At 36.7% G+C, this 16,232-nt stretch carries 15 protein-coding genes; 3 read left to right on the top strand and 12 right to left on the bottom strand.

All coding sequences use genetic code 11. The annotated features are described in order from the left end of the window. Nucleotides 1-249: 249 nt before the first annotated feature. The 6 genes from IGI37_RS02715 to IGI37_RS02690 all read right to left on the bottom strand — a co-directional run bounded on the left by IGI37_RS02715 (nucleotide 250) and on the right by IGI37_RS02690 (nucleotide 8,581). Nucleotides 250-2,376, bottom strand: a complete 2,127-nt coding sequence (locus IGI37_RS02715) for a GH92 family glycosyl hydrolase (RefSeq protein ID WP_438759859.1) — start codon at nucleotides 2,374-2,376, stop codon at nucleotides 250-252. Between the two features lie 33 nt (nucleotides 2,377-2,409). Next, entirely contained in the window at nucleotides 2,410-3,042 is a 633-nt protein-coding gene (locus IGI37_RS02710; RefSeq protein WP_438759858.1) for a YesL family protein, read from the bottom strand. Between the two features lie 6 nt (nucleotides 3,043-3,048). Then, the gene (locus tag IGI37_RS02705) at nucleotides 3,049-3,951 is read right to left on the bottom strand and encodes a carbohydrate ABC transporter permease (RefSeq protein ID WP_438759857.1); all 903 of its coding nucleotides are present in this window, start codon (nucleotides 3,949-3,951) and stop codon (nucleotides 3,049-3,051) included. Nucleotides 3,952-3,969: 18 nt separating this feature from the next. Further along, complete coding sequence (locus tag IGI37_RS02700; RefSeq protein ID WP_438759856.1) at nucleotides 3,970-4,938, bottom strand: ABC transporter permease; 969 nt, start codon at nucleotides 4,936-4,938, stop codon at nucleotides 3,970-3,972. A gap of 195 nt (nucleotides 4,939-5,133) precedes the next feature. Next, on the bottom strand, nucleotides 5,134-6,711 hold the full coding sequence (locus tag IGI37_RS02695) for an extracellular solute-binding protein (RefSeq protein WP_438759855.1): 1,578 nt from the start codon (nucleotides 6,709-6,711) through the stop codon (nucleotides 5,134-5,136). Between the two features lie 73 nt (nucleotides 6,712-6,784). Beyond that, a complete protein-coding gene (locus IGI37_RS02690; protein ID WP_438759854.1) occupies nucleotides 6,785-8,581 on the bottom strand; it encodes a glycoside hydrolase family 2 protein in 1,797 nt (598 codons plus the stop codon). A 244-nt stretch (nucleotides 8,582-8,825) separates the two neighbouring features. Here IGI37_RS02690 and IGI37_RS02685 point away from each other — a divergent pair, with 244 nt between their 5' ends. Beyond that, complete coding sequence (locus tag IGI37_RS02685) at nucleotides 8,826-9,731, top strand: ArsR/SmtB family transcription factor (protein ID WP_438759853.1); 906 nt, start codon at nucleotides 8,826-8,828, stop codon at nucleotides 9,729-9,731. A gap of 97 nt (nucleotides 9,732-9,828) precedes the next feature. On the opposite strand, the gene IGI37_RS02680 is transcribed toward IGI37_RS02685, so the two are convergent. From IGI37_RS02680 to IGI37_RS02660, 5 genes are all read right to left on the bottom strand, one after another. Further along, nucleotides 9,829-10,416, bottom strand: a complete 588-nt coding sequence (locus tag IGI37_RS02680; RefSeq protein ID WP_438759852.1) for a sugar O-acetyltransferase — start codon at nucleotides 10,414-10,416, stop codon at nucleotides 9,829-9,831. Nucleotides 10,417-10,617: 201 nt separating this feature from the next. After that, nucleotides 10,618-11,595 (bottom strand): ornithine cyclodeaminase family protein, encoded by a 978-nt coding sequence (locus tag IGI37_RS02675; RefSeq protein ID WP_438759851.1) that lies wholly within the window; start codon nucleotides 11,593-11,595, stop codon nucleotides 10,618-10,620. 12 nt (nucleotides 11,596-11,607) lie between these two features. After that, a complete protein-coding gene (locus IGI37_RS02670; RefSeq protein ID WP_438759850.1) occupies nucleotides 11,608-12,486 on the bottom strand; it encodes a sulfite exporter TauE/SafE family protein in 879 nt (292 codons plus the stop codon). Between the two features lie 21 nt (nucleotides 12,487-12,507). Then, nucleotides 12,508-13,308 (bottom strand): TrmB family transcriptional regulator, encoded by an 801-nt coding sequence (locus tag IGI37_RS02665; RefSeq protein WP_438759849.1) that lies wholly within the window; start codon nucleotides 13,306-13,308, stop codon nucleotides 12,508-12,510. Between the two features lie 253 nt (nucleotides 13,309-13,561). Further along, the gene (locus IGI37_RS02660; protein WP_438759848.1) at nucleotides 13,562-13,993 is read right to left on the bottom strand and encodes a MarR family winged helix-turn-helix transcriptional regulator; all 432 of its coding nucleotides are present in this window, start codon (nucleotides 13,991-13,993) and stop codon (nucleotides 13,562-13,564) included. Between the two features lie 620 nt (nucleotides 13,994-14,613). Here IGI37_RS02660 and IGI37_RS02655 point away from each other — a divergent pair. Both IGI37_RS02655 and IGI37_RS02650 read left to right on the top strand, forming a co-directional pair. After that, nucleotides 14,614-15,000 carry a hypothetical protein gene (locus tag IGI37_RS02655; RefSeq protein ID WP_438759847.1) on the top strand — a complete coding sequence of 129 codons (387 nt, stop codon included), beginning with the start codon at nucleotides 14,614-14,616 and terminating at the stop codon, nucleotides 14,998-15,000. Next, nucleotides 14,997-15,344, top strand: a complete 348-nt coding sequence (locus IGI37_RS02650) for a transposase (protein ID WP_438759846.1) — start codon at nucleotides 14,997-14,999, stop codon at nucleotides 15,342-15,344. The genes IGI37_RS02655 and IGI37_RS02650 overlap by 4 nt, the downstream gene beginning before the upstream one ends. On the opposite strand, the gene IGI37_RS02645 is transcribed toward IGI37_RS02650, so the two are convergent. Beyond that, entirely contained in the window at nucleotides 15,341-16,210 is an 870-nt protein-coding gene (locus IGI37_RS02645) for a helix-turn-helix domain-containing protein (RefSeq protein WP_438759845.1), read from the bottom strand. The two genes, IGI37_RS02650 and IGI37_RS02645, sit on opposite strands and share 4 nt — an antisense overlap. Between the last annotated feature and the right edge of the window lie 22 nt (nucleotides 16,211-16,232).

The raw sequence follows: 16,232 nt of genomic DNA, 5'->3' as shown, positions 1-16,232 counted from the left end.
AGCTCCTATTTCTGTTCTTATTTTCTGTTTTTCCAACAAATAGAGGAAAGGTCTGATACGTGAGCCAACATAAGCAAGACGCCATTTCTAAAGAAACAATTATCGATGCTCTAGAGGATCACTATTCTTTCTTACAGAAATCCCCGTCCTTTAACTAGACTCATTATTTAAGTTTCTCAGGCTAGCAACCTCCATTAACACTTAACCCAAACGTTTAACCCTTTTAATTTGCAACTACTTTTTCGTTCACTACTGGTCCTTATGTTGACTCATGCTGAATGGTACTTTTTCGTTAAAACAGTCAATGTTGGGAACCATCCCCAATTCAAATGTTAACTCTGTTCCGGAAAGCAATTCATCATGCGAAATAAAACAATTACGATAATCCCCACCTGATGTTTTTACTCGATTGATAAATTGTTGCTGAGGATAGTTCAATTCTGTTTTCAGAACGACACGGTTGCCATTTGATAAATGAATAATCGCCTGATCAAAGTTTGGCATGCCAAATAGATACTCTTTACTCCCAGGACAAAATGGATAGAATCCTAATGCATTAAACAGATACCATGTAGACATGCTGCCATTATCCTCATCACCTGGGTACCCTTTCCAGCCAGCACTGAACAATCTACTAACTGCTTGTTTTAATAAAGGCTGCATAAAATAAGGCTTATGGATAAAACTGAAAAGATACGGTAAGTGGAAACTAGGTTGATTGCCCACATTTATTTGTCCAAAACCATTCACTTCCATTTCCGCCATCTCATGAATCACATGTCCATACCCTTCTACTGTATATTCAGGTCGAGTATTGGCTAAACGAGTCAAAATTTTCTCAAACTCAGGCAAACCACCGTATAGTTCAATCAATCCTTGAATATCATGGCTCACAGCAAAACTAGAGTGCCACGCTGAACCTTCCGTATAGTCTCCACCCCATGAAAATGGGCTGAATTCTTCTTTGAATTTTCCATCGCGATCGCGGGCTACCATAAATTGATCTTTTTTAGAAAATAGATTTTGATAACGATAAGAACGTTTCGCAAACTCGTTCGCTATTTTCTCCTCGCCTAGCGTTTTAGCCACTACTGAAATACAGTAATCACTATAACTGTAGTCCAATGTATGATTGACCGATTCATGCAAATCAGACGGAACATAACCATATTCGTTATATTCATGAACATAAGAACGTCCCGCAGAACGGGTCTCTTCCTGTACCTCAGCAGAGTGTATCATCCCTTGGAGAAATTCGGGCATCAAATCTGGGACAATTTTCTTCGAGGCTGCATCAGCAATTACTGCATCAATATAATTCCCAGGCATACCACCTGAATCTTCTGGAGACAACCATTTTGGTAAAAAGCCACTTTCACGATAACTATTTAAAAAACCTTCCAAAATTTTGGGATACTCATCCATTTCAATTAATGAAAACAGTGGATAAACCGTTCTAGCAGTGTCCCAAAAGCCATTATTCATATACAGATATCCTGATTTCACTTCATTTGAATACGCATCCCGATGCACCGGTTGATGTGCTTCATCAAATTCATATAATCTCTGTGGATACAAGAATGCCCGATACATGTTGTGATAAAAGGTTGCCACTTTGTCGGGATCCGCATCCGTTACTTCGATCTTATTTAATTTATCTTCCCATAACTTGGTGACATGCATTAACATATTCTCAGCAGATTCCGTGGGTAGATTCCTTATTGCATACTCTTTTGAGATAAATGAAGTCCCCATACGCAACTCGACAGATTCAGCATCAGAGAAAACAATCTCATAGACCTGTGTATCTTTTTCTGAAAACGAGACGATTTTTGATGAGGTCTCAATATGAAAATACAATTTTAAAGGTCTCGTTCTGTGTGTATGAAGCTGTTTAGAATAACCTTCAATAACGGTCCCTTGAGCCTTTGTAATGACACCCTCTGTTGGAAAACTAACCATCAAGCCTTTTTCATCTTGTGGAGAATCCATCGTAATCAACGCACCATAGTCAGAAGGAGTTACCACGGTTTCAAGTTGATTATTCTTTTGATAAATCTTCAAATAGTTAGGGTGAAACTCAGAATTTTCTGGTGCATAGGGAACAACGGTTAAGCCTTTTGTATTTTTAGTGAACGGCAATAAACGGACTGAACAAAAATCTCCTTTTGTTCCTGCCCACATCGTTGGTTGATGGGATAATCGAATCCCACGATAGTGACTTGCTTCTGGATGAAACCACCAATTATCATCATGTGTCTCAATGCCAAAATAATTCATCCCAAAAGGAACCCCTGTGAACGGAAAACAGTTGCCCCGAGAGAGTTCAAATGAGTTACTTGTTGCATGTCTTGTATCAATACTTGTTACATTCATTAGTTTATCTACTCCTTTATTGAAGAGCTTCATTTAGCCTTCAATCTCTACTCCAACAGAAAAGTTAATATTTTTTTCAAGACGATTGAATTTTCTCTGCATGACTAAACTCATCCCATAGGCTGGTAACGCGATTCCGATAAACAGAACCAATAACGGACTAATAGCAAATACCAACAGCGTAACTACTAGAATGACACAGCAGTAAATGACTTCTAAAGGACAAATTAACAGAAAGATCATGGGTTGAATGACTGTCTTACTCCCGTAAACCTCAAAATGAACAAAAACTGGAAAGAACATTGCCACACCTAATAAAATCAAGAGTCTTGTTACTTTGATTGTCAGTTCTAAGAGAAGGTGAGTATTTGTGCCAAGATTAGCTAAAACAATAGTTTCTGCTAGAAAAAATATCGCTATAACAAGACCCACACCACTGAACAATAAGCTTCTACGGAAATTTTCAAAATAATATTTTTTATACATTTGATAAAGATGCGTCTCTTCCTCACTTCTAATCTGTTGACGAATACACGCATAAAGAGCAATCGTTGAAGGAATCACCCCCAGAACTACACCACCTAAGAAAGTAAATAGTAACCACAGACCATTTAGCTTCATCAAATAATAGATACGATTAAATACGTCATATATCTTATTCACCATTTTTGCTTACCCCTTTATAGAACCGACTAAAATGCCTTTTTCAAAATATTTTGCAACAATTGGATAGAAAAGTAACACCGGCAAAGTAGAAATGATAACCACACTATATTTTAATGTCAGTTTTAACATCATCAGCTGCTCTTGGGCACTCCCCACCAATGTCTGATTCACATCGTCCCCAAATTGACCTTGAATTAAGATTTCTCGCAAAATCAGTTGTAAAGGGAACTTCGCTCGATCGCGCAAATAAATCATTGCATCGAAGTAAGAATTCCATCTCCCTACGCCATTAAACATAGCGATGACTACAATAATCGGTGTCGAAAGTGGGATAATAATTTTATAGAGGAGCTGTAAATCATTGGCGCCATCCATATAAGCACTTTCGACCAGCTCAGATGGAATGTTTTGTTGGAAGTAGGTCCGCATCAAAATCATATTATAGACACCCACAGCTCCAGGTAAAATCATCACCCAGATTGTATTAATAATGCCCAATTGTTGATTAACTAAGTAAGTCGGGATTAAACCTCCGCCAAAAAACATCGTGACTGTAAAAAACAGAGTCAGCATAGAACGACCACGCAAATCTTTACGCGACAATGGATAGGCACCTAAAAGGGTCACTACTACACTAACGATTGTGCCCAATCCCGTGTAAAGAACGGCATTTTTGAATCCTACCAAAATATCTTTATTTTTTAAAATTTCTGTATACCCATTAATATTAAAGCCCCGTGGCCATAGCAATAACGGTACCTCATAAATCTTGTTTGGATTACTAAAGGAGGCCATTACGACAAAAACGATGGGATATAACAGCACCAAGGTTAACAGAGTAATCACAATAATATTAATCACATCAAAAACTTTATCTGATTTTGTTGAAATATATTTCATTTTTCCCATAACAATTTTTCCGCCTTCCTACCACAAACTATTTTCGCCTGTTTTTTGTGCCGCCTTGTTTACAATAAACAACATAACAAAATTCACGATATTATTAAACAAACCGACCGCCGCAGAAAAACTGTACTCGCCGTTAATCAAACCAACTTTGTAAGTATACGTCGAAAGTACTTCTGAACTAGCTAAGTTAGAGGCGTTTTGCAGCAAGTAGGCCTTTTCAAACCCAACAGACATGACACTTCCTGTCGCAAGAATAGCTGAGATAACAATCGTCGGCATAATCGCTGGAAGAGTAATGTTTTTGATACACTGTATTCTAGAAGCTCCTTCCAGATAGGCCGCCTCATACTGATCTTGAGGAACACCAGACATTGCAGCTGTGTAAATCAAGGTTCCCCAGCCAACACCTTGCCAAATCCCTGACCAAACATACACATGCGGAAACCATTTGGCACTTCCAAGAAAATCTATTGGTTTCATATGAAGAGAACTCAAAATTTGGTTAATAGAGCCTTGGTCTGAGAAGAAAAAGGTCACCATACCAATCACAACGACGACAGAAATAAAGTTAGGAATATACGATATTGTCTGAACAGTTGACTTAAACCACTTCCGTTTAATTTCGTTAAACATTAACGCTAAAATAATCGGTAAAGGAATGCCCACTAACAAGCTATATAAACTTACACGTAACGTATTGCCAATAATTTCTACAAAAAAGTAAGAATCAAAAAAACGTTGGAAATGTTTTAATCCAACCCATGGGCTTCCCCAAATACCAAATGCTGGTGAATAATCTTTAAAAGCAATGACTATCCCATACATTGGCCAATAGTTCCAAATAACTACAAAAATAATGGGAACAATCAACATTGCATAAAGCCATTTATGCTTATTAATATCATAAAACAGTTGATTAATCGGCTTATTTGCATGCCGTTTTTGTTGTGATTTTGACTGATTACTCGCTAATGATTTATCGACCATCTAATGATTCTTCCTCTCCTAAAGGCTTTCACAGGAAGACAACTAGGGATTCTCCTCGTTGTATTCCTCTGCAAATGCACTTTTTCTTCTATAAACAAAGTCCTTCAGACGAATTCGCTACTTATAATTTTTAAAAGACATGCCTAGAGCTATGCAGTCCACGCACAGTTCTAGGCTAGATAAGCAATTATCTACTTATTCTTTATCATATCGTTCGTATTGTGTACGGCGAATTTCTAACAATTTATCTGAACCTATTTTCTTTAATTGATCTACATAGTTATCCCAATCACTAGTGAAATTCCATTTACCAGTTACAAATTTCACACGAGCTTGCTCTATATAGTTATTCATATCTGTCATAATAGTAGACAACTGTCCAGACTCTTCTGGCGTTGGCATAACAGGAGACAACATTTTTTCAGGCATAACGTCATCATTAAAATCATCGTAAGTTACAGGTTTTAACCCTTGTGCAATATCACGGTCTGCTTGTGTTGGGTTCAAGTACGGATAACCTCCACCATACACATTGTCAAGATATTGATAAGAGCCAAGCTGCGCCCCTTTTTCAAACTTCAAAATTTTATCAATATAGACATTTTTGCCATCAACCTTGTGATACGTAACGCCTTCTTTACCTAAGTAACCAAAATCTGATCCTTCTTTGCTGTACCAATAATCTGCCCATTCTAGTAACTTACCTGGGTCTTTACAATCTTTCGTAATAACCAAACCAGAAGTACCAACTGGTCCATTGATAACTAAACTTTTATCTCCATTAGGTCCTGCAATAATATTGATTGGTGTATATTTATCTTGCACTGAGCCACCTATAAATTCAGGGCTTACCCAAGTCCATAACCCAACCGTATTGTTTGAAGCATCCGCACGCCATTTATCACCATCAGCACCTGCAAACGCATTTTTTGACATCAAATTATTTTGGAATAAATCTGCTTCATATTTCCAAACATCTCTCATCCTGTCGCTATTTAACGTCAATTGAAGAGAACCATCTGTTTCGTAATACACAGACGTTTCAATCCCTGTACGTCCACCAGTTCCCATACCATAAGCCGCCATTAATAATTTTTCAAAACTGTTTGGTAGTTCCCCGCTGTTCATATACCAACCTTGTTCATCTGCTTTTCCATTCCCATTCGGGTCTTTTGTGACAAACTCCGTTAACACTTCTTTCAATTCTTCTGTTGTACGAGGTTTTTCTAAACCTAATTTATCCAACCATTCTTTATTGATATAATATCTAAAAGTTAGACCCATAATCTGTGGATCCATCGATAATTCTGGCAAGAAATAAATATGCCCATCTGGCGCTGTAATACTCTTTTTAATCTCAGGATTTTCTTGCATCAGTTTGTAGAAATTTGGTGCATGCTTTTCCAATAGTCCCTCAATCGGTTGGAATAACCCTTGTCCGCCATACTTCACTAACTCATCAGAAGTCCAATAAACTTGATAGAAGGCATCTGGTAATTTAGACTCAGACAACAGAAGGTTTTTCTTTTCGTTGATATCTTTTGATTCTTGCCACGTAATAGGAATTCCAGATTTTTTCTCATACTCCTTCCACATCCATAAATCTTTATTCTTTGGATGATCCGCGCTGTGGTCTGGACTAAGCAAAGTAAATCCTTTACTGTCGCCCCCACCTTCTGCCGCATCCTTATCACCTGATCCACAAGCAGCCAGTGATAAAATTGAAGCAACTGATAATGTTAGTCCTAATAAAGATGTTTTCCATTTTTTCATAGCTATTCCTCCAACAAAATGAATTTAATAAAATTCAGCTCCTTAAAACTGAATGAATACCCTAAAACTAATTTCAAACGCGTCTTTCATTAATTCGTTTTACTTGTGTAAGGTCTACCTTTGCCTCTCGTTGGGGAGTCAACAGACCATTCACTTCCTGTTCAACATCCGTTAGTTGTGTATAACAAAACCCAGAAATATAGGGAATATCTTGAATTGCTGTGTGGATATTCTCAAATCTCGTCATAAACTCTTCTTCATTTTTCACTTGATTGCCATATCCCCATTGGTCTTTTCTATCTGCCGTAAAAGCAATTCCACCAAACTCACTGATGATAATCGGCTGTCCGGTGTAACGATAGCCGTTCGCAAAAGCAAACCAACCATCGTTGAATTGGATTTTATTGTTTACAATCCGTTCCTTGTTTGAGTCTTCCTCAACGGCAAAATCTCGATGATCTGAGTAACGCTTAGAAAAAACCTCACCTAGCTCTTCATAGTCATGCAACGTCAAAATATCTGAAACTGTGTGCTCCCAGCCATCATTTGTAATCACTGGACGATAAGGATCGATTGCTTTTGTCAGATGATAGATTCCCTCTGTAAAACTTTGAGGCCGCTTGTGTTCATTAATTCCTTTAATTCCCCAACTTTCATTAAACGCAACCCAGGTGATAATTGAAGGATGGTTATAATACTGTTTGACAATCTGTAACCATTCCTGCGTAAACTGTGCGATTGCCACATCATTAAAAACATAGGTTGAAGGCATCTCAGCCCATACCAAAAGCCCCATTTCATCACAAAGGTAGTAGAAGCGTTCATCCTCAATTTTTTGATGTTTTCGCAAACCGTTATACCCCATCTCACGAATTCGTTCGAGATCTTTCTCTAACGCCTCCACAGATGGAGGGGTCATCCCTGACTCAGACCAATACCCTTGATCTAGAATCAATCGTTGGTAAAGAGTACGATTATTTAATAAAACATGTCCATTCTCTATGCTTATTTTTCTCATACCAAAATAACTTAAGACTTCATCAAGCAAATGTCCCTCCGTATCATACAAACGGACGGTCAAATCATATAAATTAGGAGTTTGTGGGCTCCAACGATGCGTTCCAGAGTCAGCATTTCCCTTTTCCCGCGTATCTAAGGTAAATCTACCGTTATTATGTTGCAGTAAATATTTATGATAGCTAATTAATTTTCCTTTAAAACTTGCTTCTGCTTCTAGGTAGTAACTAGGCGTGTCTGGCATAACCGAAGAATCTTTTAATTCCACTTCAATGTGGACTAAATCATTATCTAAATCCGGTCTCATCTTTACCTGCTCTACACGCTGTAACGGAGCTTTTTCAAGCCAAACTGATTTCCAAATACCTGTTGTTTGCACATACCAACAGCCAAAATTATCTTGCAACCAGCGTTGTTTCCCACGAGGCTGTTCACACGAAAGTGAATCTTCCACACGCACAGTAATTCTATTTGTCCCAATAGTTAAATAAGGAGCTAAATCAAATGAAAACCGTTCATATCCGCCTTTATGACTTCCCAGCAATTGACCATTCAGCCAAACTTGTGTCTCAAAATCAACACCTTCAAAATAAAGCGTTTGGTTAGCCACATCTGACACTTCAAAAATTGTTTGATACCAAACAATTTTATGATGACTCGGATCATTGATTCCACTGAGCTCCGTCTCGTATGTAAACGGAACCAAAATTTCGTGTGTTAATGGAAAGTTTTCTACCCAGTTTTCTTTAATCCCCTCATCCTCATCATCAAAAGCAAACTGCCATTTGCCATCTAAGCAATGCCACTCTTTTCTGATAAATTGTGGTCTAGGGTGCTTCTTTCTATCATCCATACAATCAATTTCCTCCAAAATAATAAATAGTTTCCTTTAATCTTAATTGACTTATTAGTTAATCATGAGTTATAATATTATTGTTAATTAACATATTAATCAACACACAAATAGTAACAGCGTTTTCATAATTGGTCAATGGTTGTCTAGAAAAGTTAATTAATTTAACTTGAACGTTAACCATATAACAAAATTATATATTTTAACCAAATCTATTTAACAAATAAGTAAAGGAATGAGCAGTATGATTATTGATACTTCGAACAAATCCCTCGCTGTTTTCCAAGCACTGGCGAATGAAACAAGACTTGCTATTATCAACCAACTAGCTACAGGCGAGATGAATATCGGTGAGATTGCATCCTCGCTTGGCATTTCTAGTGCCATCACTACGCGTCATATTCAACAATTAGAAGATGCTGGAATTGTTAAAACTCGGCGTGCCCCTGGAAAATTTGGCTTACAAAAATTAGCAACATTAGCCATTGATCACATCGGCATCGATTTCCCTGAAAAGATTTTCCCTGAATACCGTTGCTACCAAACCAATGTTAAAGTCGGCCATTTCACCGATTTCCAAGTAGAACCCACATGCGGACTTGCCTCTGAAGAAGCACATATCGGTAATGCTGACCAAGCCATTGCTTTTCTAGATAGCCAGCGTGTGGATGCTCAAATTGTCTGGGCTGCAAAGGGCTTTTTTGAGTATAAGATTCCAAACATGGTTCAACAAACAGACCACCTTGAGCTATTGGACATTAGCTTTGAGATTGCTTCTGAATTCCCTATCTCAAACAATACGTGGCCAAGCGACCTCACTTACTATATTAATGGGAAAAAGATAGGAACAGATACGGTTAATGGAAACTATGCAGACGTTCGCGGACGTTTAACGCCAAATTGGTGGCCTGACACCTGTAGTCAGTATGGAGAGCTTAAGCACATCCGAATTAACCAATATGATACAAGTATTAATGGTGTTCCTACGACCAATCTGAATATTAATGACTTCGACCTCTCCAACTCAGACTATTTCACCCTTCGAATTGCTTCTGAGGAATCTGTTGAAAATATAGGTGGCTTGACAATTTTCGGGGAACACTGGGGCAATTATGAACAAAATATCAAAGTGATGACTTACGTTAGCTAATCATTCCTATCTCTAACTAACAAAAAGAAGCAAAGATAGAGCTTTCCACTCTCCCTTTGCCTCTTTTCAATTTATGACCCGCTCAAAATTAAATTGCTTACCGTCGCAACTCTTCGCGATCTTTTTTCTTAATTGGTCGAATTACCTTACATGGATTTCCAGCAGCAATCACGTTTGCTGGAATATCTTTTGTTACAACACTACCTGCTCCGATGATTGTGTTCTCGCCAATTGTGACACCTTGGAGTACATGAACGCCAGCACCTAACCAAACTTTATCACCAATATGGATAGGTTTCGCATAAACAATATGCTCCGCTCGTTCAATCGGATCTTCCGCATGATTTGCGCCATACAGTCCCACTCTTGGTCCCACATAAACATCATCACCAATCGTCACTTCATTACAATCCAAAATAACCATATCGTGGTTCAAATAAATATTATTGCCTAGTGAAATATTGAAACCAAACTCACACAAAAAGTTAGATTCTATGTGGACATTTTCGCCCATCTTATGAAAGAGATTCTTTAAGATAGAGGGTTCATATTTATTTTCTGAATTCACTAAAAAATTATATCTTCGACACTCTTTAAGTGCATGAGCACGAACTGTATCCACCTGTTTATCCATATCATCATAAGGAGCCCCCTCATTTGTCAATGCTTTTACTTGTTCCTTCATTCTTATCACCTCATTGTTTATTTGTTAAATTACAAACATTGTAACAAGTCCAAAAGCAAATAAATAGAGACAAGATAACCAAAAATGTAGGCATAGTGTAGAATGCGCATTCAGTCGTCTTATCTCTAAAAATTTCTCTCTCGTTCGTCCAATCTACGTTACATTACTTCGATGCTTTTTTATAACACTTCACCATTCGCTTTAAACCTCTATTCCCAACTGTTTATCTTTTGCCTTTTCTACGATTTTAGCGGCAACCACTACGTCTAAGACAGCTGAGCCGACTGTTTTAAAGAGGGTGATTTGTTCATCATTTGTCCGTCCCATCAACTCACCATTCACTAATTGTCCCAATTCTCCATGGTAGTCTGCTCTTTGAACATACCCGTCCTTTAATGGCGAAATAAAATCGCCTGCTTCTTCAAGAACACCTGCCATCGTATCAAAAATAACAATGTCAGCCTTCTTAACAAGCTCTCTTGGAATCTCACACATTTCAGGTGTATAGGCTCCTACGCCATTAACATGTGCACCTTTTTTTATCCATTCGGCAGAAAAAGTGGCTTGTTTTGAGGTCGTCACGCTAGTAATGATGTCGGCTCCTTCGACACATTCTTGACTGGTTTTTGTTGGGCGTATAGTAGCAGAGAACTGACGTGACATCTCTTTTGCAAATGCACTCGCACGCTCAAAATTGATATCAAAGATTCGAACCTCTTCTAATGCTCTGACAGTTAACATCGCTTCTAATTGGGCTTCTGCTTGTCCACCTGTACCAATCAATGCCCCTATTTTTGCCTCTTTTCTAGAAAGAAGCTCTGTTGCCGCTCCTTGAACCGCACCTGTTCTTAATTGAGTCAGATGGGTGCCATCCAGACAAGCAGAAACCATCCCTGTTTTCGGATCAAGAACAATCATCGTTGCAGGAACACTGGGTAGATTTTTTTCTATATTTTCAGGATACACCGAAACAATTTTGATACCGAGCGCATCTTTTTGCCCATCAACATAGGCCGGCATGTACAAGCTCTGTCCGTGATTTTTGGGAACCTCTATATTCGTCCGTAGAGGGACACTCGCTTTGCCAGCAGAATACAATGATAGCGCCTCTTTATCCGCATCAATTGCCTCTCTCATTGAAAAACTCTTTATCATATCTTCTTTCTTCAAAACTAACATTTGACTCGCTCCTTAACTAATTGTTTTTCTTTTTTTCAATTGGCTACCTAACATGGTATAAGCACTGTATAATAAAACAAAAATGACTAACCATTTTAGCATATAGGTATTTAATGACTTCACTAAAAAGACGGCTACCAATACACCCAACACACCAAAAGTTGAGGTGAACAGGGTAATTTTTCTACTATATTCACCAAACTTGATGAATTGGACACTTCCAATTGGCACAGAAAATGTGCAAGCGCCCATCATGATAGGAAAAGCCGCAACTGGATTTAATCCCAACAAGTACACCGTAACCATCGTCAAAGCATACGAACCAATACCGATATTGTTTAATGCACCATAGACAAATAACAAAAAGCCAGCTAGAACAAGTTTGCCTCCATATAATTCACTGGCTGCTCCATTTGAGGGAATCCAATTCATTTGCCCTGCAAAAATCAAAAATGCAGCAACAAGCAATCCAACCCCGACAAATATCTTAATCGTTCGCTCTGGAAGCTTAACAACAAATCTTGGACCTAAGTATGCACCAATAATCTGACAAATTATACAAACCGCCAATGTTTTTACCCCAACATTAATGGCTGTTATATAGGATAACGCCATGACAGCAACGGGTACTACACATTGTGTATTCAATGTTCCAGGGAGTTTTTTCATGCTTACCCACTTCATCTTTGGATATAACACTGTCCCAATCGCAAAATCAGAAATTCCAAACGTCGACAGAAAAAAGATAATAAATGACGTAAAAGGTAAAACTCTCGTATCACCTGGTTCCTCTTTATATGCTTGTTTGTTCTTAATCAAATCCCTTATAAAATAAACGATAAAATATGCGTTAATTGCTATAATCAAGCCTAACAATATAGTTCGAATCACGAAAATTCCTCCTACTTATTCTTAGTAGATCTCCCTGATTCCCTCAAAGTCCTTGCCATATTTCACTTTAAGTTCTTCAGGAGATTCTGTAATCACTTTAAGTGTGTATGCATCATGTTTGATATATTCTTTTGCTAAATTCACCATGGCGTGATTTTTTGTCCACGTCACGTCTGTTACTTGTGTCTCTTCATTGATTGTGCCAAACACTACTTCTTGTTCATCTGCCACAACATTGATCCAGCTTGCTCCAAAGTCGGCTAGCTTATCCTTTTCAAACCCATGAATATAATACTTTTCCAGCGGTAATTCATATTCATGTCTTGAACTAAACAAAATGAGAACAAACCTATCGACTCTTTGTTCAGCTTGCTGTAGAACCTCCAATAATGAAGAGGTGAGGTTTTCATGCCAAACCTGTACGAACAAACTCTCCTTCGCGTTCTTGACTAAGTGCTCTGCTTTATCCAGAACATACTCAACACCCTCAATTTTCCATAACATTTCTTCTTCGTCTTTTTCTTTAATCATTCCCAAATTTTTGGTAAGAAATGACAAATCATTTTTGACACTCTTTTCTAACTTATCTAAAAATTCATCTGCTGATATTGCATGATAAAGCTTAGGCTCTGATTTATTAACAACTATCAAATTCTTTTTTACTAGCTTTTCCAAAATGTTATAAACTTTTGAACGAGGAACCCCTGAGTGCTTACTTACTTCGTACCCAGTAAGATTTCCCTTCTCCAATAAAGTTGTATAGACTCTCGTTTCCATTTCTGAAAAATCATATTTTTTCATAATTTGAATAATCGTTTCCATAGATTAACCCTCACTTTTAATTAGTAGCTACTACAGGGACTACTATAGACTAGGTAATCAAAAAAAGCAACAACAAGTTCTTGAATTCACAATCTTATTTTTCTTAAATCACTTTAAATCCAGTGAATAATCTAATATCAAAAAATAAAAAAGAAATATTGAACGAAATTTCACAATTAATCATCTAGCTTCACCTATAAGAGCCCCTCTGATTACTTCCAAAAATTTTAAAGAGCAGACAAAATGAATTGGCTCATTTTGTCTGCTCTATTATTAAACCACTTCTTACCTTATTCACTAACTTGATTAATTGGTTTTTTTCTTCTGCGGAAAGATTTTTATTAATCCGTCTGTTAATTTCCATCGAGACTTGTTTTACCTTAACAAACACCTCAATTCCTTTTTCTGTCAATAAAATATTATTTTGTTTCCAATTTTCTGGATCCTTTTCTTTTTTTATAAACTGTTTCTTTTCCAAACTGTTCAGCATTCTCGTAATCGTTGCTTTATTTTTATTTAAGTTTAAGGCAAGCTCATTTTGACACATCGTTCCCTGTTCATTTAAGATTGCGATAATTCTCGATTGTTCCACACTTAACTCGAACTGGCTCAGCTCGTTATCTATCTCTTGATGAATGAGTAAATCTAGCTCGTGTAACACAACCGAAAGTTCCTCGTTCCCCAAAGAATCACCTCTTTTTTCCTTTTCTCGACCTGTTTCTTATTATGCTCTATTATACCTGACAAGCATAATTATTGACTCAAATTTTACATATCAAATTAAGTAGGTGTTCCTCGATACGGCTAGGTAGGTTATTCAGCTCATTCTGAACTTGTAATGAAAATAATTTTCGAATGATTACTTCAAGATTTGGGTTGATTATCCTAAATGTCTATGTATCTGTTGCGTACCACTGTTGCTAGCTCAACAAAATATAGTGAATAAAGCTGATGTGTTGAAATAGAACATTCGAAACAGGAAATGAAGTCGTTACTTCATGAATGTAAGACTTAAAAATAAAATTGATGAAATTCCGTGTCATTCTCAGTTTTCTTCGGTGTAAACTCATCTATTATTGATTATATATATGCTTCAAAAATAGATAGAAGTAAACGATCGCATTTTTTATTTTCTTAGGATAGATTAGGACTAGTTTCAGTATATAATTCACTATACTTTCAAAAAATAAAATTCTGAATACTTCACAAAATAATCTATACCCGTTGTGCTAGTTAAAATTTTTGCCAAAACAAAAAAGCTTGGCATAAAGTAATCTCAAAACCACAACGAATCGAGAGAACTAGATGCAAAGCCAATTTCACTATACAGAAAAATTCACTAATCCACAAAATGTACATTTACGAAAACAATCAGATCCACAAATTATTTCAGCTGTAATCTGGTCACAGATGGCTGGACATAAAACACAAAGTAGTAGTTATCGAGCCATTAGAATCGAGATATCTCCGACAGATTTTCCTGAACGTTCATGTTTTTGTCGGATTTGCCAAAACTTATCTTTTACAATCAAGTTGATGCGCTATTTCTTTATCAAAGAATTGACGCTAGGAACAGATTTGGTGATTGTAGATAGTTTACCTAGTCTTTTGTACAAGTCAATTCGGAACTGCCGAAAGAAGTCGCTGATATTGGCTACAATTCAACGAAGAAGGTGCATTATTATGGCGTGAAAATTTGTTTTTTTTTGACGGATTCTGGCTATCCTTTAGAGTATGTCGTAAGTCCAGCTTCATTCCACGATATTCGAATGGTTTCTACATTGGCACAGAATTCGATGGTTTCACATATTATTGGCGACAAGGGCTATCTAAGCAATTCGGTGAAAGAATTACTTAGCGAAAAAAGGATCACAATAACTACACCACTACGAAAAAATATGATTAGTGCCTCAAAAGTAGAAGATCGTTTGTTAGGAAAACGTCGGAAAAGGATGGAGACCGTTTTTTCTAGTCTTGAGTTATTGGGGATAGAGACGTTCATGAGTCGATCTCTTCTATCAAATCTACTAAGCTAATCTTGTGAATTAACGTAATATTGGATGTCTTTTTCAATTGCATCTACCAAGGTACCGTATTCACAAAATCTTAGGAAAGAGATAAATTCATAAATTTCAGGGTTGATGGTTTTGTATAATCCAATATTCGCTAAATAATAGTTTATTTTTGAAAGAGAGTATTCGAAAAGCATGTTATTTTTAAGTGATAATTCATAAGCCTTTTTACTAAACTTCTTTGAATAAGAATAGTCACCACTTTTTAAATATAAATCACTTATGTTAATTAGTGTTTTTATAAGAATCTGCTTGTGATTCATATTATTATGATTATCTTGGTCTAATTTGTATAGTAATTTCTTTGAAATAGTTGTTAAAACATTAGGCTGAAATATGAAAAGAAAATTATTTAGCAAGTTTAACTCATAAAAATTCCAGTTATCAATACTTAGCAAGTAAACAGAGATAGATTCATATTTTTCTGGAGTGTTAATCTTTCCATGTTTATTATAATCAAAAACAGCTAGATAAAGTAGTCGCAAATGTTTCAAGCGCATAGAAGGACTATCTAAATTATCAATGTAACTGTTCAATTTTTTATAACTAGCTTCAATCTTTTCCAAATTATGGCTATTAATTGACTGAACTGATTCTGATTGAAATAATAGTTCTTCTTTAAAGACACTGTTATCTAACAAAGAGTCAAACTCTAACAAATTAATATTTAGCTTCCTCAATATAAGCAAGAGCTTATCATAAGAACAAAAATAATGCCCACGCTCTAATTCTGATAAATGAGATCTTGATAATATTCCGTTTGAAAGCTCTTTTTGTGTCATAGACCGTTCTAAACGTAGATGTCTAATTATCCTTCCAAATTCATTCATAGCATTCCTCCTCGTAAGTGTT

It is taken from the genome of Enterococcus sp. AZ194, assembly GCF_051713825.1.
Taxonomy (GTDB): domain Bacteria; phylum Bacillota; class Bacilli; order Lactobacillales; family Enterococcaceae; genus Enterococcus_K.
This window is presented reverse-complemented; position numbering and strand designations above follow the sequence as displayed.

Bases quoted from the DNA above. Each gene is read 5' to 3' on its own strand.
- IGI37_RS02675 (WP_438759851.1), bottom strand. From the start codon at position 11,595: ATGTTAGTTTTGAAGAAAGAAGATATGATAAAGAGTTTTTCAATGAGA.
- IGI37_RS02695 (WP_438759855.1), bottom strand. From the start codon at position 6,711: ATGAAAAAATGGAAAACATCTTTATTAGGACTAACATTATCAGTTGCT.
- IGI37_RS02665 (WP_438759849.1), bottom strand. From the start codon at position 13,308: ATGGAAACGATTATTCAAATTATGAAAAAATATGATTTTTCAGAAATG.
- IGI37_RS02680 (WP_438759852.1), bottom strand. From the start codon at position 10,416: ATGAAGGAACAAGTAAAAGCATTGACAAATGAGGGGGCTCCTTATGAT.
- IGI37_RS02715 (WP_438759859.1), bottom strand. From the start codon at position 2,376: ATGAATGTAACAAGTATTGATACAAGACATGCAACAAGTAACTCATTT.
- IGI37_RS02645 (WP_438759845.1), bottom strand. From the start codon at position 16,210: ATGAATGAATTTGGAAGGATAATTAGACATCTACGTTTAGAACGGTCT.
- IGI37_RS02685 (WP_438759853.1), top strand. From the start codon at position 8,826: ATGATTATTGATACTTCGAACAAATCCCTCGCTGTTTTCCAAGCACTG.
- IGI37_RS02655 (WP_438759847.1), top strand. From the start codon at position 14,614: ATGCAAAGCCAATTTCACTATACAGAAAAATTCACTAATCCACAAAAT.
- IGI37_RS02705 (WP_438759857.1), bottom strand. From the start codon at position 3,951: ATGGGAAAAATGAAATATATTTCAACAAAATCAGATAAAGTTTTTGAT.
- IGI37_RS02710 (WP_438759858.1), bottom strand. From the start codon at position 3,042: ATGGTGAATAAGATATATGACGTATTTAATCGTATCTATTATTTGATG.
- IGI37_RS02700 (WP_438759856.1), bottom strand. From the start codon at position 4,938: ATGGTCGATAAATCATTAGCGAGTAATCAGTCAAAATCACAACAAAAA.
- IGI37_RS02690 (WP_438759854.1), bottom strand. From the start codon at position 8,581: ATGGATGATAGAAAGAAGCACCCTAGACCACAATTTATCAGAAAAGAG.